Origin of the sequence: Leptospira levettii (assembly GCF_002812085.1) — a bacterium.
GTDB lineage: Bacteria > Spirochaetota > Leptospiria > Leptospirales > Leptospiraceae > Leptospira_A > Leptospira_A levettii.
On the sequence record NZ_NPDM01000003.1, the window covers coordinates 290,511 to 307,977 of the forward strand.

Genomic DNA, 17,467 nt, shown 5'->3' on the forward strand with positions numbered 1-17,467 from the left:
AATGAAAAGACGAAGTGGGAAAGTTATGTACTTTTCTATACTCTTACTTTTTTCTTTTATCCCAGTGTTTTCTCAAAATACAGAAACCAAAGAATTAGATCAGATTTTACGCCAAGAATTAGGTGAATCCAAATCTAAACCAGGATCACCAGATAATGGTTCGAATGTAAATTCAGGTTCTAATTTAGACACAAACAACCAATCAAATGGGAAACAAGGGAGTGGATTCGGTGCTTCGGCAAACACAAATCAGTCGGCCGAAGGGAAAAAACAAGAAGAACCCAATTTAATCCAAGAACGTTATAATGAAAACCAAGATGATTCCCCTTCAGCTACTTGGATATTAGTTAAGATCTTATTTGTACTCGCGATACTCGTCGGTGCTGGTTATTATTTGGTTTTGCAAATGCAAAAATCAAAATCGGCAAAATACCCCGTAAAAGGGTTTATGAAGGTACTTTCGAGTTTACCTTTGTCTGCTACACAATCGGTTCAAATCATTGAAGTAGGTGGTCGTACTCTCGTGTTAGGTGTTGCAGATGGATCGGTGAGTTTACTCACAGAAGTCACGGCACCAGATGAAAAAAACCAAATCCAAAAAATGAAAGAAGAAGCGGATCCTTATGTTCCCAACTTTTTGGAAACAGTGCTTGAAAGTTTACAATCCAAAGCACAAAGGAAAATCCGTATCAATCCAAACCAAATGGAAGGTTTGGAAATGGATGGTGCTGCCGAAATCCAAAGAAAGGCAAAAGAAGGTTTGGAACGGCTTCGCAAACACCGTAAACTTTTGGAAGGAGGAGAGGCATGAAACTTCGTTTTTTTTCCTTCTTAAAGAGACATAAATCCATTATTTTTCTCATTAGTATTTTATTTCTCATTTCTGCGAGTGGGTTCGCGGGACTTCTTGCTCAAGACAAGGGGTCAAGGATTCCCATTCCAAATCTATCATTTAACGTAAATGAGGCGAGAGGGCCAAAAGAAACCAGTTTATCGCTGATGATTCTTTTTTTGGTCACAATCCTCTCACTTGCGCCAGCGATTGTGATGAGTGTGACATCGTTTACCAAAGTTGTGATTGTATTTGATTTTGTGAGACGAGCACTTTCCTTGCAAAACCTCCCACCTAACCAAGTGATGATGGGTCTTGCTTTGTTTGTGACATTTTTTATCATGGCACCTACGATTGGGAAGGTGAATGAGGAAGCTCTGCAACCTTACTTAAATGGAAAAATTGACCAATCTGCGTTTATGGAAGGATCCATGAAACACTTACGTCAATTTATGATCAGGCAACTCGGGAAAGATGGGACTAAAGATGTGGCTCTCTTTTTAAAAATTGGCAAAGTACAAAATGTTAAATCATTTGAAGATGTTCCTTCTTATGTGCTTGTGCCTGCATTTATGCTGAGTGAAATCAAAAAAGCATTTATCATCGGTATTTATATCTTTATCCCTTTTATCGTCATCGATCTGATTGTGGCTTCTGCACTACTTGCCATGGGTTTTATGATGTTACCTCCTGTTATGATCTCCCTTCCTTTAAAACTCATTCTTTTTATCTTAATAGATGGATGGAACTTACTGGTTCTGGAACTCGTAAGGAGTTATAAATGACAGAAGTAGATGTGGTCAATATGATGCGGGAAGCTTTTATCGTAACTTTGAAAATTTCAAGTCCGATCCTCATCACAGCTCTTGTGGTCGGACTCATCGTTGGGATTTTGCAAACAACTACTTCCATCCAAGAACCAACGATTGCATTCGTTCCAAAACTTGTTTCCATTTTTGCCGTGATTGTCTTTTTTTCAGCCTGGATGGTACGTGTGATGACGGACTATACCAGAGAAATCTTTTTTATGATTGAAAAGATATGATATGGAAGCATTCATCTTACACTTTCAATCTTTCCTTTTTGTTTTAGTAAGACTACTTGGGCTTTTCCTTGTGGCCCCATTTTTTTCATCTGAATCAATCAACTTCTCGCTTCGAATGATTTTTTCCTTTATGGTTTCTCTCATCATTTACCCTGTTGTAGCAAACTACATGCCACCTGTGCCTGGTCATATGGTCAATTTTGGGATTATGATCATTTCGGAGATGCTCATCGGAGTGTTTATTGGGTTTCTCGTCTCACTCGTGTTTAGCGCCTTTCAGATGGCTGGTGAATTTTTTAATAACCAAATTGGTTTTGGTTATACAGAGATTCTTGATCCTGTGACACAAAACTCTCTCCCTGCCATTGGAACCATGAAAAACTTAATGGCAACGGCCTTATTCCTTGTGATTGGTGCTCACCGTTTTCTGATTGAAACCCTTGCTTATTCTTTTGAAAAAATTCGTATCATCTCTTTCACAGATAAAGTGAATAGTGGGTTGTTTCGTTTGATAGAAGATGCAATCGGCGCTATGTTTGTTGTATCGTTTAAGATTGCACTTCCTGTCATGGGTATACTTTTTTTGGTCTCTCTTGCAGAAGGACTTATGGGAAAGGCGGCACAACAAATGAATGTGATGTCCATGTCTTTTCCCTTAAAAGTGTTTATCGGAACCCTCACTCTTATTGCAACCCTTACATTTATTGCCACACAAATGGTACAAGGGATCCAAATCTCCATGGACAAAGCGAGTTTACTCGTTCGTGAGTGGCCAAGTTTATGAAACCGAATTTTGGTTTTTGGACTCAGTTCCCTACGATTCCTTCAATTTGGCATACTTTGTTTCGTATGTTTTCTTCTATTTGGGAACGATTCCAGAGTATTCGGCATGGTTCTGTATTTTCAGATAACCAACTGACACTTGTTTGTGATGAAGATTTAAGCTTTTTCACAGGGCCTTATGAAATCCAACTGCAACTATTTGCAGCAGCGGATGAGGGAAGGACAGAACCTCCTAGTGAGAGAAGAAGGCGAGAAGAAAAGGAAAAAGGGAATGTCCCTAAATCCAATGAAGTTGCATCCACATTAGTTTTGTTAGGTGGGACGGGTGTTCTTTTTTTACTCGGTGACACCTTTATTAAAAACACAGCTATCTTCATTAAAAAATACTTACCTATGGGAATGCACCACGAACGATTTGGGGCAGAAGAGTTCCGTGTCATCCTTTCTGGTGTTTCCAAAGATTTTTTTAACTTATTATGGCCAGTCCTTGCGATCACCCTTGTATTTGCAATTGTGGGAAATGTAGTGCAAGTGGGATTTATGTTTTCACCAAGAGCTTTGTCCTTTCGATTTGATCGTATATCTCCCAATTTTAAACGAGTTTTACCAAATCGCCAAACATTATTCAATCTAGTAAAGTCTCTCGCAAAAGTAGTGTTAATTGGTGTAATTAGTTACATTTTGATCTCTGGAGATTTTCTAAAAGTTTTGCTCACTGGGAATATGGGGATGATGCAAGCTATCTCACTTGTTACCTATTCTGGTTTTAAGATTATGATGGCAGTTGGTCTTTTGTTACTTGGGATTGCCGTCGCCGATTTCTTTTTCCAAAAATCTGAGTTTGAAGAATCCTTAAAACAAACTCCTTCGGAAGCCAAACGAGAGATGAAAGAAGATTCTGGGGACCCTGTGATGAAAAACCGCAGGATGCAACTAGCTCGTGACATGATGCAAGGTAATATGTTACGTGAAGTTCCCAAAGCCGATGTGGTCATCACAAACCCAACTCATTATTCAGTTGCATTGTCTTATGAAATGGGTAGGGATTCTGCACCCCGTGTGATCGCAAAAGGCGAAAACCGCCTAGCATTGGAAATACGAAGGATTGCACGCGAAAACGATGTGCCCATCGTAGAAAGTCCGAAACAAGCTCGTCTTTTATATGCACAAGTTGAGGTGGGGGAAGAAATCCCACAAGAATTCTTCCAAGCAGTGGTGCAAATCCTCATCACGCTTGAGAAGTTCAAAAAAAAAGTAGGAATGGCATAACCATATGAACTTTAGAGATATTTTAAAACAATCCGATGTTGTGTTAGGTGTGGGAACCTTGATGATCCTTGGGATGTTAATTGTCCCACTTCCAGGATTTGTTTTGGATATCCTGATTGTTGTGAGTATAGGGCTTGGGCTTCTCATTCTCATGACAGCTTTATCGGTAACAGAACCGAGTGAATTTTCGATTTTCCCTAGTTTACTCCTTATCACCACACTCTTTCGTTTAGCTCTGAACGTATCGACAACTAGACAGATCCTTTCCAAAGGACCCGCTATGAATTCGAGTGTGATCGAAGCATTTGGAACGTTTGTGGTAGGTGGAGAGTCTGGACTTGGAAAGTATGTAGTAGGACTTATTATCTTTATTATCCTTACCATTGTACAGGTGTTAGTTATTACCAAAGGTGCAACTCGGATCTCGGAAGTGGCAGCAAGGTTTACACTCGATGGATTACCACAAAAACAAATGTCCATTGATATGGAACTTAACAGTGGTGCCATCACGGAAGCGGAAGCAAAGGTAAAACGAAAAAAAGTCCAACGCGAAGTGGATTTTTATGGGGCTATGGATGGAGCATCCAAGTTCGTGCAAGGGGATGTAAGAGCAGGGCTAATCATTACCGCCATCAACTTGATAGGTGGGATTCTCATTGGGTCTACCATTCGTGGGGAATCATTTTTAGCATCGATTGAAACGTATGGTAAGTTTACCATTGGAGATGGACTTGTATCCCAGATCCCAGGTTTACTTTCCACAACAGCAACAGGTATCATCGTCACAAGATCTAGTTCCGAAAAAAAACTAACCGTAGAGATCAAAGACCAACTTTTTGGAAACGCAAAAACATTATATGTAGTTGCAGGGGCACTTGGAATGGCAAGTCTCATTCCTGGTCTTCCTTTTTTCTCACTTCTCTTTTTATCTGGTGCCATTGGGTATTTAGGGTATTCGATCGAACAAGTTGCCAAAGAAGAAATCAAAAAAATCGAAACTGTATCCCAAGAGAAAGTACAAGAGAAAAAACCAGAAAATTACATCAAAGAAATTTCTGTCGAAGCCATCCAGGTAGAACTAGGTCGCGATTTACTGCCGTTAGTGGATGCTTCTTCCGGTGGGCATTTGCTTGAACAAATTGCAAATACTCGTAAAAAATTTGCCATTGATTTTGGACTTGTGATTCCAGCGATTCGGATCATTGACAATTTGGAGATCCCTCATGACAATTATAGCATTCGCATCAATGGTGTAGTGGTTGGACAAGCAGCTGTAAAAGCAGATAGGCTTATGGCGATGAACAATACCGCTCGTAATTTGGAACCAATTGTCGGTGAACCTTTCACAGAACCTGCGTTTGGTTTAAAAGCGACTTGGATTGATCCAAATGATAAAATTGAAGTGGAAAACAAAGGGTATTCAGTAGTAGATCCATCGACTGTGATCATCACTCACTTAAAAGAACTCATCTCCAATTATGCATCTCAACTTCTAGGAAGAGAAGAAGTGAAGGCACTTCTCGAACATTTACGCCAAACCCATCCTACTCTTGTGGGTGAATTGGATTATGACAAACAAGGAAGACTTGGGATCATCCAACAAACTTTACAGAATCTATTGGCAGAAGGACTTTCCATTAAGAACCTTCCTAAAATTATGGATGCGATTGCAAACCATCTCCCTCGCACAAACAATCCGTTCGATTTGGCAGAACATGTTAGGCAAGCGCTATCTCGCCAAATTATCAATGATTTCCTTTCCCCTGATGGTAAGTTACATGTGGTAACCATTGATCCAAGGATCATTGATCGTATGAACAAAAGTATCACACTTGATGAAACCGATGGAAGTAAACTCATCATCCTTCCTCATGACATCAGGGTAAGGATCTTGGAATCGGTTTATAATGAATTACAGAAAGCATTGGATGAAAATCGGTTTCTAATATTTGTTGTTTCAAGATACTTAAGGCAAGCCTTTGCATTCTTTTTGACAAAGGAACTACCTCCAAGGAACTTTGCAGTAATTGCTTCCGAAGAAATTCACAGAGGGGTTCCGACAGAAATTGCCTCGGTTTTAAGCCTTCCATCGAGAGAGGAACACCCACAAGAAGCATAGGAGAATTTTTTGCCAAGTTCAGTCCCATCGCACCGCATTTCTGTTGCTCCGATGATGGACTGGACAGACAGACATTTCCGTTTTTTTATCCGACTTATCTCCAAACACGCGTTACTTTACACAGAGATGGTGACCACGGGAGCCATCCTTCGGGGTAAAGACAACCATCGATATTTGGGTTACTCAAAAGAAGAACATCCCATTGCCTTACAGTTAGGTGGAGATTCACCGGTCGCACTTGCAGAGTGTGCTAAAATTGGGGAAGATTATGGTTATGATGAAATCAATTTAAATGTAGGTTGCCCCTCAGACAGAGTACAAAGTGGAAGTTTTGGGGCATGCCTCATGAAAGAACCAGATCTTGTCGCAGAGATGGTTTCCTCTTGTAAGACTAAAGTAAAAATTCCTGTGACCGTCAAACATAGAATTGGTGTCAATGGGAAAGAGAGTTACGAAGATTTATACCATTTTGTTTCCAAAATCAAAGAAGCGGGTGTGGACCATTGTATTGTACACGCAAGGATTGCCATCCTTGAGGGACTTTCACCAAAGGAAAACCGAACGGTTCCTCCGCTACGTTATGAAGATGTTTACCAACTGAAACAAGATTTCCCTGATTTGCCGATAACGATCAATGGGGGGATCAAAACTCATGAAGAAATAAAACAACATCTAACAAAAGTAGATGGTGTGATGATTGGACGAGCTGCCTATGATCATCCATTTTTATTTTCCGATGTGGATTCTTTGTATTTTGGATCAAAAGAAACACCAAAGACAAGAGAATCTGTATTTGAATCTATGATTCCTTATATACGATCTGTTCGTGAAAATGGCGGGAAAGTCCACCATGTGCTTCGGCATATCTTGGGTTTGTACTTTGGAGAACGAGGGGCAAGAGAATTCCGCAAGTATTTAACCGATCGTATGCATTTGGTCAATGCCACTGAGTCCATTTTAGAATCCTATCTCACGCGTTAAGGATCCGAAGGGCTTGGTCATATCTCTTCGTCGTTAGGCGAAGGGATATGACGGGAGCGGAAGCGAACCCCGAAGGAGCCTGACCCTTTTTCTATTTATTGTTATTTTAAAAATGATTGGGAACGCTAAAACCGATCCAAAAAATGCAATCGATTTTTCTAATATAAGTTAACAAAGTTTAGACGGGAGTTGGTTTGTTTTTGTTCGTTCTTTTTGGTTTTGCCCTAAAAATGGCGGGAAAAAGCATCCAAAATCTCTTAAAATCAAATGGGTTGACAGGGTGCTTTCTCTCCCCAGCCTGGTTAAATTGAGAGGGAATACCATGACCAAGCCACTCACCGTACAAAGTGACAAAACAATGCTTCTAGAGGTGGATAACCCAGAATTTGAAGCCTGTCGGGACCTCATTGCCAAGTTTGCAGAGCTCGAAAAAAGCCCTGAATACATGCATACTTACCGTATTTCTCCACTTTCGTTGTGGAATGCTGCTTCTATTAAAATGACAGCTGATGAAATCATTGAAGGGCTTACTAAATTTGCCCGTTATTCCGTTCCGAAAAACGTGATGAACGAAGTGAGAGAACAAATCTCTCGGTATGGAAAAGTAAAACTCGTAAAAGAAGAGTCGGGAGAGTTGTACATCATCTCGAACGAAAAAGGTTTTATCACTGAGATTGCAAACAACCGTGCCGTTCAACCATTCGTGGATGGAATGGAAGGTGATAAAATTCGAATCAAAAAAGAATACCGTGGTCACATCAAACAAGCGTTAATCAAGATTGGTTTCCCAGTAGAAGACCTAGCAGGTTATGATGAAGGGAATAAATATCCGTTTAACTTACGTCCAGTAACCATTAGTGGAATTAAATTTGGAATGCGCGACTACCAAAGAGCGTCTGTGGAAGCTTTTCATGCTGGTGGGCGTAATGAAGGAGGATCTGGGGTTGTGGTACTTCCTTGCGGTGCTGGGAAAACCATTGTGGGAATGGGTGTGATGCAAATTGTAGGAGCAGAAACACTTATCCTTGTTACGAACACTTTGTCCATCCGCCAATGGCGAAATGAAATTTTAGATAAAACTGATATCCCTGAATCAGACATTGGGGAGTATTCTGGCGAATTAAAGGAAATCAAACCGATTACCATCGCCACTTATAATATCCTCACTCATAGGAAGAAAAAAGGAGGGGACTTCACCCACTTTCATATCTTCAGTGCGAACAACTGGGGACTGATTGTATATGACGAGGTGCATTTATTACCTGCGCCTGTATTCCGTATGACATCAGAACTGCAAGCCAAACGTAGGTTAGGTTTAACTGCAACGCTTGTTCGAGAAGATGGACTGGAAGAAGACGTGTTCTCTCTCATCGGTCCGAAAAAGTATGATGTACCATGGAAAGAACTCGAAGCAAAGTCTTGGATTGCGGAAGCCAATTGTGTGGAAATTCGTGTTCCGATGGAAGATGACCTTCGTATGAAATACTCTGTTGCGGATGACCGTGAGAAGTTCCGATTGGCATCAGAAAATCCAGAAAAACTTCGTGCGATTAGTTATATTCTAAAGAAACATTCAACTAACAACATTTTGGTGATTGGACAATACATCAATCAGTTAGAAGAAATTTCCCAAACTTTCAAAATCCCTTTGATTACGGGAAAAACTCCTTTGCCTGAAAGACAAGAACTCTACCAAGCGTTCCGTACGGGTCAAATCAAACAACTTGTAGTATCAAAGGTGGCAAACTTTTCCATCGACTTACCAGATGCAAACATTGCCATTCAGGTTTCGGGAACGTTTGGATCAAGACAGGAAGAAGCACAGCGATTGGGGCGTATCCTTCGTCCGAAATCGCAAGACAACACTGCTATTTTTTACTCACTGATTTCGCGTGATACCAATGAAGAAAGGTTTGGCCAAAACAGACAACTCTTCCTCACCGAACAAGGGTATGAATACGAAATTTATACTTTGGACCAGTTCAAAGAAACAGTTCCAGAAGAATCACTCACGAAATAGAGGACAAAATGAAACTTGTAGCAAAACGACTCGATGTCGTAGAACCTTCTCCCACTCTCGCGATCACGGCTAAAGCCAATCAATTGAAAGCGAGTGGACTTGATGTGGTTGGATTTGGAGCAGGAGAACCTGACTTTGATACACCAGTTCACATCAAAGAAGCTGCTAAAAAAGCAATGGACCAAGGGAAAACAAAATACACTCCAGTGAGTGGAACTGTTTCTCTGAAAGATGCCATTATCAAGAAGTTTGAAACAGAAAACGGATTAAAGTACGAAAAAAATCAAATCATTGTGGGAACGGGTGGAAAACAAGTTCTGTACAATTTTTTTATGGCAACTCTCAATCCTGGAGATGAAGTAATTATCCCTGCACCGTATTGGGTGAGTTATGCGGACATTGTTCGTTTAGCAGAGGGTACTCCTGTGATTGTACCAACGGATATTTCCAGCGGTTTTAAAATCACAGCAGACCAATTGGAAAAAGCAATCACATCCAAAACAAAAGTATTTATCTTTAATTCCCCTTCCAATCCAACGGGAGCTGCTTACACTCGTTCGGATGTAGAAGCACTCGTGAAAGTTTTGGAACCCAAAGACATCATTACGGTATCGGATGATATCTACGAAAAAATCATTTATGATGGATTGGAATTTGTGAACCCTGCGATGATCTCCGACAAAATGAAGGAAAAAACCTTTGTCATCAATGGTGTATCAAAAGCCTATTCCATGACGGGTTGGAGGATTGGATACGGGGCGGGCAATGCAGAGATTGTCAAAAACATGGATACCATGCAAGGCCAATCCACTAGTAACGCATCTTCCATTTCCCAAGCAGCTGCAGAAGCGGCTCTGACTGGCGACCAAACACCTGTTGCAGAAATGTTAAAGGCATTTGACAAACGTCGTAAACTCATCGTGGGACTTCTCCGTGAGATCCCAGGTGTGGAATGTCGGATGCCAGAAGGTGCTTTTTATGCATTCCCTTATATTACGGGTGTATATGAAACTCCTGGGTTCAAACGACTCCTGGTTGAGAAAAAAGAAAACTCTCTTTCGAAACTTTTTTGTGATGTTCTTCTCGATAAATACAATGTGGCAGCAGTGCCTGGTATTGCATTTGGAGATGACAAAGCCATCCGATTGTCTTATGCGTTAGGTGATAAAGACATCGAAAAAGGTGTGGCTCGCATCAAACAAATGGTTTTGGATTTACAAAAATAAGATGAGACTTGTCCCTTTACTGAATCTATTTTGTAAAGGGGCAGATTTACTAGATTCTAATCTATATAGATTCGTATTGATTGGTAACAAAATGCAAAATTTTGGTCCTAGTCTTCAAATTGGGTCTCAAAGAAAGTTCGCTTTGGCTTTGTTAGCCGTTCCGCTTTTTTTAACTTCACTCTATTCAGCTCCTACCTTCCAAGAAAAACCAAAAAATTCAAAACCTTCTGAACTTTTAAAAAGGGACAACCATTCTGAAATTGTGATCCCTGTTATTGGTCTTAACTTACATCTGTTTGCTGACCAAAAGAGTGACGTTTTACGAAAACTAAATTTTGGTGAACCTGTTACGTATGACCAAAATTCACTGGAAAGTCCTAAAGAAGATTGGATTCCAGTGAAACTCCAAGATGGACTTTCTGGATTTATCAAACGATCTCTCGTACGTTCTGTTCCAAAAAAACAATACCTCTCCACATTATTATTTGAAGCTGAGAAGTTGATACTATCGAAACAAGTGGATTTTTTGGCAAAAGAGGAAATCACTGATACTATTTTTTCAATCTCTTCTTCGGGTAAATTTACAGGAGATGAGTTTATTTTCATTAGAGCAAAAGCAGGTTTTTTCTTAAAAAAAACTGTGGATTTGATGAATGAAAAGGGAATCAAACCAGACAATGATCCTGAAACTCTAGAATTTTTAAAACGCCACCAAACAAAATTATTATATGATTATTCTTCTGGAAAATATTATGTAGATTCCAATTATTTTTGGAAATTGTTAGAATCCTATCCAAAAACAAAACATTCGGATTACGCAGGTTATTTGGCAACAGAAAGTATTCCGGTGGTAGATTGTGGGGTCGATTTACGTTGTCGATTGGAAGAGTTACGGAAAGGTAAATTACGTTATTTGTATTTATTTCCAACTGGAAATTACGTTAACCTTTATACAAAAGATATCGTAAAAACCTTAAATTCCATGACAAAAGATCCAGATTCAATTCCATGTTTTCCACCAGTTAGTGAGGGAATCAAATCAGAAATCAAACAAATGTTCCGTTACGCTTCTGAAATTGGTCCTCGCGAAAAAAAACAAATTCTTCCTCATTTACAGATTCTAAAAAAAGAATGTTTTCGATAATTTTAACTTAAGTTCCAACTATAAGGAAAGTTTTGTGAAATTAAATTACAAAGTTTATCCATTTCAAAATTCTGATCCTACTAATAAATCGATTGGTGATATTGTCATTTTACACGGGTTATTTGGTTCATCGAAAAACTGGGTGACAGTTGCCAAATTTTTATCTGAGTTCGGTCAAGTTTATGCAGTTGACCAAAGAAATCATGGAGACTCCCCACATAGTGATGAACATTCCATACCACTCATGGCTAATGATTTAGAAACATTTTTACATGATTTAAAAATCCAAAATCCGATTTTACTAGGCCATTCGATGGGTGGCCTTGTGGCGATGTATTTTGATTTGATGCACCCAGGAGCTTTGAGTCGTCTCATCATCCAAGACATATCACCTAGGTCCTATCCATTTGCATATGATAATGAAATTATGTCGATGTCGTTTCCACTCAGTGGATTTAACTCACGTACAGAAATTGATGCGGAAATGGCAAAATATGTAAAGGATACATTCATTCGCCAATTTTTACAAATGAGTTTGGAGCGAAAAGAAGATGGTTCTTATCATTGGAAATTGAATGTAGACGGAATCAATCATGCCAGAAGAGTTTTTGATGATGTATTTTCATTTGATAAAATTTCTCAAACCCGGACTTTATTTTTGTTAGGTGGAAATTCTGAATACATAAGAGAATCGGATTTATCGATTATGGACCGGTTTTTTCAAAATAATGTAAAAGTAAAAATTGAAGGTGGTGGGCATTATATCCATTTTACCCACCAGAAAGTATTTTTAGAAGAACTTGGAAATTGGTTACAAAAGGAGTTTCGTTAACTTCCTTATTCTTCGAGTAACGAACGTAACATCCAAGCTGTTTTTTCGTGAATGTCGAGTCTTTGTGTTAATAGATCTAGGGTTGCTTGGTCATTTCCTTTTTCGGCTGGTCCATAAGCTGCGCGTGCAGTACGAATCACGGCTTCGTTCCCTTCTACTAAATTTTTAATCATCTCTTTTGCTTTTGGAACTTCTTTGTCTTCCGATATACTCGAATACTTTGCAAATTCCCATCCACCCATAGGTGCATAATACCCAAGAGAACGGATTCGTTCTGCAATAGGGTCAATTGCATTCCAAAGTTCTGTGTATTGAGTCATAAAAAGAAGGTGTAAGGTTTGGAACATAGGCCCTGTTACATTCCAATGGTAACTGTGTGTTTTTTGGTAGAGAGTGTATGTATCAGCCAAAAGTTTTTTTAATGATTCGGAAATGGCACTTCTTTCTTCTTCTGGGATTCCAATATTAATTTTCATTTTAGGTTCCTTATCGTTCTATAAAGTTAGACTCGATTGTATCCACTTGTTCCAATCGTAAAAGTCGAGTTAATTTTATTTATTTAATTCACTTACAATTCGATCGACTAAACTTTCAGCGACAAAATCATATTGGCTTGTTGCAATTAAAATATCCTCTCGACTCCAAATCAGTCCAAGCCCTAAGCTATATTGTAAAAGTCGTGCCATCGTCCAATCGGCCCCTGGTTTTTTTCGTGCGTTGACAATCACTTGTCCGGATTCTATGTGAACGATTTTTAAGGATACTGTATCGACTAAATTTGGAATGAGCTTGCCTTTATCATCGAATTTTTTTAAAGCAGAACCTCTGCCAAAAACCAGCGCATCCACACCTAGAACTTTTCCAATTCTAACGGCTGTTTGCGTATCTATGATTCCGGTCTTGGAAAAACTCTGCTCATTGACAACTTTCGAAAGTTGTTCACGTTCAATTACTTTGAAGGGAAGTGATTTGGCGATTTGTAAAGAAACCGCATCCGTAAATTCGTCACCCCATTTTGCTTCTTCTATATCAAAAATGAGTACAGCAACTTTTGTGATTCCGAGATTGGATTTCCCTGATTCAGGGTATTGGATAGCTGCATCCATTGTCCGACAATTGGTTAACGATACCGAAAGTAGTAGGGAGAAAAACGCTAAATATTGTTTCATAGATTTCCTAAAGATGAAGGTAAAGTAGTTAAGAGAGCAATTCTTTTTCGGCTGAAATTGGAAGATTTTGAAAAATTCGCTTCCCACATGACTTAGCTCCTAGAACTTCCTACTAGGCACTTGTCCATGAAAAAAACACTCAGTTGGATCTTTCTATTTATCGCCTTCTTTCTGCTAGTTGCTTCTTATTTTCTTTCCGAACAAATTTTAACACCTTCGCATTCTAAAGGATCAGACGATGCAAATTTGAGAAATCAAATCTCGTTTTCAGAATTTAATTTGCCCACACCAGAATCAATTCGTTTCCAAAATGGAGTTTTGCGATTGAGAGGTTGGTATTTTAAAAATCCCAAAAAACAAAATTGTGGGATGATTTTCCTGCACGGACTTTCCAATTCTAAAATCCAAATGTTGCCATATGCGACACCATTTTGGAAACGAGGTTGTAGTTTATTTTTGTATGATGCGAGAGCACATGGGGAAAGTGACGGACAGTATTCAACATATGGTTACCATGAAAAAATGGATTTAGAGAGGGCAGTTGAATATTTTTCAGAGATAGACAATACCCCTGAAGATCGGATTGGAATTTTTGGTATCGATTTTGGTGCATCAACTGCACTACAATTTGCAGATGGACAATTCGAATACGGCTTTGTGATAGCAGATACTCCTTATAAAGACATGCGGTCTTATGTGGAAAAACGTTATGAAAGTATTTATTCTAGATTGGTTCGATTTTTCCTTCCACTCAGTTTGTCGATTGCGGAACTAAGAGGTGATTTATTAGTTGATGAGGTTTCACCACAGCATACGGCAAAAATGATCACCAATCCAGTTTTGGTTTTGTTTCCTAATGATGGAGATTTATTAGAAAAAGAGGATGCAGAATTGATCGTTTCCAACTTAAAAACGACATCCAAAAAAATAGCACCATATCCGACTCAAAAAATTTCATTGCAACAATTCAAAACCACTTCACCTGAATATGAATTGATCCTGCAAAGTTTTTTGAAAGAAATCAAGTTTGTAAAATAAATATCTTATTAATACGAACAGATACTTTTATTTCAATTGTTTCTCTTACTTTATTTTGATGAGTTTAGGTAAACTTTCCCACGTGCCATCATCACGAGTGGTATAGTTTAAGTAGACGGGCAATGAACCGATGCCTATCCCTGCTGATATGGCATAACTATAATTGAGTTTGCCATTGGCAGATTGGATTTGTTCTGGATTTGTAATCCCTGTACTATACAAACTCGGGAGAGATTGAACTAGACTGACACTCGTTAAGTTGTCGTTACTACGATAGATTTCGATTGTTGGGCTCGCAAAATTGGGTGCATTCGAAAGTAAAAAATAATGGATTGAATTAGAACTTTTGACAGTCCTTAAACGTGAGGAACCTCCCCCGATACTTGAAGTAAAACCAGTAATCTGGGGACTATTTTTTACAATGGTTGGGCTCGAGTTTATATAGGAACCTTTTGGAAAGGTTGTACCAAAATAATTTGGCGAAGAAAATAACACGGCTACCAATTGGTCTTGGACTGGGAAAACAGGCGAGTCGAAAGTAGTAGGTGAGACTGCATCAAAGGTAACTGGGTTTGTGGTGAGTTCTGGAATTTTGATGCTGTTTGATACGAATGTATTTCCAAATGCATTTATCGGGCATTGTAAGTAATTCACACCTAAATATGAAATGAGTTGGTAAGCAACCAAGTTGGCATCAGGAGTTGTTGCCAAACAACTGAATCCACTCACTAAATCAGATGTTGTATCGGAATCCAATTGGATGATCAGTGGTCTCGGGACTCCAGATAACATAGGAGTTCCCAAATACTTACCACTTCCTAAGGAAAGAGCCGGGTAATACCAAGTTTTATCATCACTATCAAAAAATCGATGGAGATTCGGTAAAGTTTTCTCTATCGCAGTTGCAGATGCAGGCGGTAAGAAGGCAGAGAATTTCACATATAAATTTTTATTACTTAAGAAGGTTAAGGCAGGATAATTTCTATTTTCTTCCGAGAGAAAAAAAACATATTCGGATCCATTAAACATGGGAAGGGAAACCTTTAATACCGTTTCCGTGGTTGTGTTCCTAGACAAACTGACCCCGTCAATTTTTGTGATTTGGTCATAATATTCACCGTCAGCACTCGATGCAATGTAACCAGTCGTTGTAAAATTATTGGCACCATTAAAATTTGATTGTACTTCCAGATAGATGAATTGCCTTCCATTGGCGGAACCAAGAGATGTGAATGTATTACTTGTAGATAACCTATTTCGATAATTTGCTAAATCTTCCAGTATGTACTGTGCATTCCCTGTCTGCTTATAAATGGAAAATAATTGTTTTGTGATTCCATTGTAAATGCGAAAGGAAGCAGTCCCTATAAAAGTATTGCTTACATTTTTTAGAGAAATATTTGCAATTCCTCTTTCACTAAAAAACAAAAATGCTCTCCCAGATGTATCAAGTGTTGCTGTATAAGTTTGTACATTCCCAGATTCGCCATAAGGAGACGTAGCCACACCGTTTTCGTCTGCTTCATTATAGACAAAGTATTCGATAACTCCATTTGCATAGGGAGTTCCATTGGAGTCGGTAAACTTCATGAAAAGTACAGATTGGCTTTGTGTATTAAAGGCATCTGCTAAAGCGAGAAATCTTAGTAAAGCTTGTAAAGAACCAATGTCTTCTGAGGGGTCCAAACTAGATGGTTTAAAGATTCTACATTGGAACAATAAAATTGAGATAAAAATAGTTAAGATAATTCGATTCATAAAAATTTCCTTAAAATAAGACTGAGTATCGAAGTTCTGCATAAATCGAATTGAATTGAGGGCGGTACACATTTACACCTTGAGGTTTGTCCCAACTAGATTCGAAATCCCAACCTTCTTTGAATTGTTTTCCGCCAGATTGGACAACTGGTCTTTCTGGGTATGTATCTCTTCCGATCATATATGCATGTATGATATTTGTGATGTAGATGATACCTGCCGTTCCAAGTCCAACTAAGTACTTAGTGTTCGCTTCTTTTGCATTGTTTTTACTTTTTACGATTAAGTCGTCTGCGATAGAGGTTTCGATATATCCTGCTAGGAATTCGCTCGGCAAACTAATGTTTTGTGCGGTAAGTCTAGTTCCTGGTCCTCCAATTTGATTTAACAATACCATTGTATCGTAATGTGATTTTGCATTTTTTTCTTCAGTCCGTAGGGGACCCAAACTATAAAGAAGGGATCCAAAAAATAAGATTCCAAATGTACCTGCAGATGTAGTTTGTCCCCCGCAGTACTGTCCCCATCCTGGTAAAACCGCAGATCTCCAAATCAATGCCAAACGACCTCCGCATTTTGTGGCTGCCGGTGAGGGACCAAGTTGCCTAGTTGCTAACCATTCCGCCTCGGCTTTTGCTTCTTTTTCTGCTTCTGATTCTTGTTTCGCTAATTCATCTTGTCTTTGTTTTTCTGCGAGTTTCTCTTCTTCTTCTAAACGTTTGCGTTCCTTTTCGTCTGCGATTTGTTTTTCCTTTTCTAATTTTGCCCTTTCTTTCTCTTCCTTATCACGTAACTTTTTTTCTTCCGCAATGCGAATTTTTTCTGCTTCTTGTTCGCTTACGTCTTTATAAACAACTTTTAAGATTTGGAATTTTGTTAACGTTTGGATTCCATCACTCGTTTGGATGGTAAGCCCTCTTTCATTTTGATCGGTAACCTTTCCTTTGATGGTTTTGCCATTTTTTAAAATCACTGTGTTGATGGCTAAAATTGGAAATGAGTAAGCAAGGATGAGGATTAATAGGTATTTTTTCATGGAATGGAATCTTTGGAAGGTTCTTGTATTTTCCCATTTTGTCAAGATATTGCAAGTGTATTTTGGTGGTTTAGGGGTCTGTTATGTGGGTATAGGTGGTTTTGGGAATATTAGGGTTTTTGAAGATAGGGAAAGGCTAGTCAGAAGGTATAGATCCCCGCCCGTATCGAACTGGGTGGGGTAATCCACCCGCCACCCAATACGCTCCATTTACC

At 39.0% G+C, this 17,467-nt stretch carries 16 protein-coding genes; 12 read left to right on the forward strand and 4 right to left on the reverse strand.

Translation table 11 applies throughout. The features are described 5' to 3' along the window. Position 1: 1 nt before the first annotated feature. The 11 genes from CH354_RS12670 to CH354_RS12720 all read left to right on the forward strand — a co-directional run bounded on the left by CH354_RS12670 (position 2) and on the right by CH354_RS12720 (position 12,251). Positions 2-811 carry a FliO/MopB family protein gene (locus CH354_RS12670; RefSeq protein ID WP_243396074.1) on the forward strand — a complete coding sequence of 270 codons (810 nt, stop codon included), beginning with the start codon at positions 2-4 and terminating at the stop codon, positions 809-811. Then, positions 808-1,617 carry a flagellar type III secretion system pore protein FliP gene (gene fliP / locus CH354_RS12675; protein WP_100728758.1) on the forward strand — a complete coding sequence of 270 codons (810 nt, stop codon included), beginning with the start codon at positions 808-810 and terminating at the stop codon, positions 1,615-1,617. The genes CH354_RS12670 and fliP overlap by 4 nt, the downstream gene beginning before the upstream one ends. After that, positions 1,614-1,877 carry a flagellar biosynthesis protein FliQ gene (gene fliQ / locus CH354_RS12680; protein ID WP_012389491.1) on the forward strand — a complete coding sequence of 88 codons (264 nt, stop codon included), beginning with the start codon at positions 1,614-1,616 and terminating at the stop codon, positions 1,875-1,877. The genes fliP and fliQ overlap by 4 nt, the downstream gene beginning before the upstream one ends. Position 1,878: 1 nt before the next feature. Further along, positions 1,879-2,661: a flagellar biosynthetic protein FliR gene (gene fliR / locus CH354_RS12685; RefSeq protein WP_100726959.1), complete on the forward strand. Its 783-nt coding sequence runs from the start codon at positions 1,879-1,881 to the stop codon at positions 2,659-2,661. Beyond that, a complete protein-coding gene (locus tag CH354_RS12690) occupies positions 2,658-3,929 on the forward strand; it encodes an EscU/YscU/HrcU family type III secretion system export apparatus switch protein (RefSeq protein WP_243396075.1) in 1,272 nt (423 codons plus the stop codon). The genes fliR and CH354_RS12690 overlap by 4 nt, the downstream gene beginning before the upstream one ends. Before the next feature lie 4 nt (positions 3,930-3,933). Beyond that, positions 3,934-6,048 (forward strand): flagellar biosynthesis protein FlhA, encoded by a 2,115-nt coding sequence (locus CH354_RS12695; RefSeq protein WP_100726958.1) that lies wholly within the window; start codon positions 3,934-3,936, stop codon positions 6,046-6,048. 9 nt (positions 6,049-6,057) lie between these two features. After that, a complete protein-coding gene (gene dusA / locus CH354_RS12700; protein WP_100726957.1) occupies positions 6,058-7,029 on the forward strand; it encodes a tRNA dihydrouridine(20/20a) synthase DusA in 972 nt (323 codons plus the stop codon). Positions 7,030-7,351: 322 nt separating this feature from the next. After that, positions 7,352-9,049 (forward strand): DNA repair helicase XPB, encoded by a 1,698-nt coding sequence (locus CH354_RS12705; RefSeq protein WP_100720385.1) that lies wholly within the window; start codon positions 7,352-7,354, stop codon positions 9,047-9,049. A gap of 8 nt (positions 9,050-9,057) precedes the next feature. Next, positions 9,058-10,275 (forward strand): pyridoxal phosphate-dependent aminotransferase, encoded by a 1,218-nt coding sequence (locus CH354_RS12710; protein WP_100726956.1) that lies wholly within the window; start codon positions 9,058-9,060, stop codon positions 10,273-10,275. Between the two features lie 91 nt (positions 10,276-10,366). After that, a complete protein-coding gene (locus CH354_RS12715; RefSeq protein ID WP_420843829.1) occupies positions 10,367-11,419 on the forward strand; it encodes an SH3 domain-containing protein in 1,053 nt (350 codons plus the stop codon). 34 nt (positions 11,420-11,453) lie between these two features. Continuing rightward, positions 11,454-12,251, forward strand: a complete 798-nt coding sequence (locus CH354_RS12720) for an alpha/beta fold hydrolase (protein WP_100726955.1) — start codon at positions 11,454-11,456, stop codon at positions 12,249-12,251. A gap of 5 nt (positions 12,252-12,256) precedes the next feature. On the opposite strand, the gene CH354_RS12725 is transcribed toward CH354_RS12720, so the two are convergent. Both CH354_RS12725 and CH354_RS12730 read right to left on the reverse strand, forming a co-directional pair. After that, positions 12,257-12,727, reverse strand: coding sequence for a Dps family protein (locus CH354_RS12725; RefSeq protein WP_100720381.1), 471 nt, complete (start codon positions 12,725-12,727; stop codon positions 12,257-12,259). 75 nt (positions 12,728-12,802) lie between these two features. Continuing rightward, the gene (locus tag CH354_RS12730) at positions 12,803-13,420 is read right to left on the reverse strand and encodes a CsgG/HfaB family protein (RefSeq protein ID WP_238761489.1); all 618 of its coding nucleotides are present in this window, start codon (positions 13,418-13,420) and stop codon (positions 12,803-12,805) included. 126 nt (positions 13,421-13,546) lie between these two features. Between CH354_RS12730 and CH354_RS12735 the strand changes: the two genes are divergently transcribed. Further along, positions 13,547-14,458 (forward strand): alpha/beta hydrolase, encoded by a 912-nt coding sequence (locus tag CH354_RS12735; RefSeq protein WP_100726954.1) that lies wholly within the window; start codon positions 13,547-13,549, stop codon positions 14,456-14,458. 45 nt (positions 14,459-14,503) lie between these two features. Here CH354_RS12735 and CH354_RS12740 read toward each other — a convergent pair whose 3' ends face one another. Together CH354_RS12740 and CH354_RS12745 are read right to left on the reverse strand one after the other, a co-directional pair. Then, positions 14,504-16,216 carry a hypothetical protein gene (locus CH354_RS12740; RefSeq protein WP_100726953.1) on the reverse strand — a complete coding sequence of 571 codons (1,713 nt, stop codon included), beginning with the start codon at positions 16,214-16,216 and terminating at the stop codon, positions 14,504-14,506. Between the two features lie 10 nt (positions 16,217-16,226). Beyond that, positions 16,227-17,252 (reverse strand): LA_0442/LA_0875 N-terminal domain-containing protein, encoded by a 1,026-nt coding sequence (locus tag CH354_RS12745; protein ID WP_100726952.1) that lies wholly within the window; start codon positions 17,250-17,252, stop codon positions 16,227-16,229. Between the last annotated feature and the right edge of the window lie 215 nt (positions 17,253-17,467).

What these genes read in the sequence shown, in the direction of transcription:
- CH354_RS12670 (WP_243396074.1), top strand. Translation starts at nt 2, where the DNA reads ATGAAAAGACGAAGTGGGAAAGTTATGTACTTTTCTATACTCTTACTT.
- fliP (WP_100728758.1), top strand. Translation starts at nt 808, where the DNA reads ATGAAACTTCGTTTTTTTTCCTTCTTAAAGAGACATAAATCCATTATT.
- fliQ (WP_012389491.1), top strand. Translation starts at nt 1,614, where the DNA reads ATGACAGAAGTAGATGTGGTCAATATGATGCGGGAAGCTTTTATCGTA.
- fliR (WP_100726959.1), top strand. Translation starts at nt 1,879, where the DNA reads ATGGAAGCATTCATCTTACACTTTCAATCTTTCCTTTTTGTTTTAGTA.
- CH354_RS12690 (WP_243396075.1), top strand. Translation starts at nt 2,658, where the DNA reads ATGAAACCGAATTTTGGTTTTTGGACTCAGTTCCCTACGATTCCTTCA.
- CH354_RS12695 (WP_100726958.1), top strand. Translation starts at nt 3,934, where the DNA reads ATGAACTTTAGAGATATTTTAAAACAATCCGATGTTGTGTTAGGTGTG.
- CH354_RS12705 (WP_100720385.1), top strand. Translation starts at nt 7,352, where the DNA reads ATGACCAAGCCACTCACCGTACAAAGTGACAAAACAATGCTTCTAGAG.
- CH354_RS12710 (WP_100726956.1), top strand. Translation starts at nt 9,058, where the DNA reads ATGAAACTTGTAGCAAAACGACTCGATGTCGTAGAACCTTCTCCCACT.
- CH354_RS12715 (WP_420843829.1), top strand. Translation starts at nt 10,367, where the DNA reads ATGCAAAATTTTGGTCCTAGTCTTCAAATTGGGTCTCAAAGAAAGTTC.
- CH354_RS12725 (WP_100720381.1), bottom strand. Translation starts at nt 12,727, where the DNA reads ATGAAAATTAATATTGGAATCCCAGAAGAAGAAAGAAGTGCCATTTCC.
- CH354_RS12730 (WP_238761489.1), bottom strand. Translation starts at nt 13,420, where the DNA reads ATGAAACAATATTTAGCGTTTTTCTCCCTACTACTTTCGGTATCGTTA.
- CH354_RS12735 (WP_100726954.1), top strand. Translation starts at nt 13,547, where the DNA reads ATGAAAAAAACACTCAGTTGGATCTTTCTATTTATCGCCTTCTTTCTG.
- CH354_RS12740 (WP_100726953.1), bottom strand. Translation starts at nt 16,216, where the DNA reads ATGAATCGAATTATCTTAACTATTTTTATCTCAATTTTATTGTTCCAA.
- CH354_RS12745 (WP_100726952.1), bottom strand. Translation starts at nt 17,252, where the DNA reads ATGAAAAAATACCTATTAATCCTCATCCTTGCTTACTCATTTCCAATT.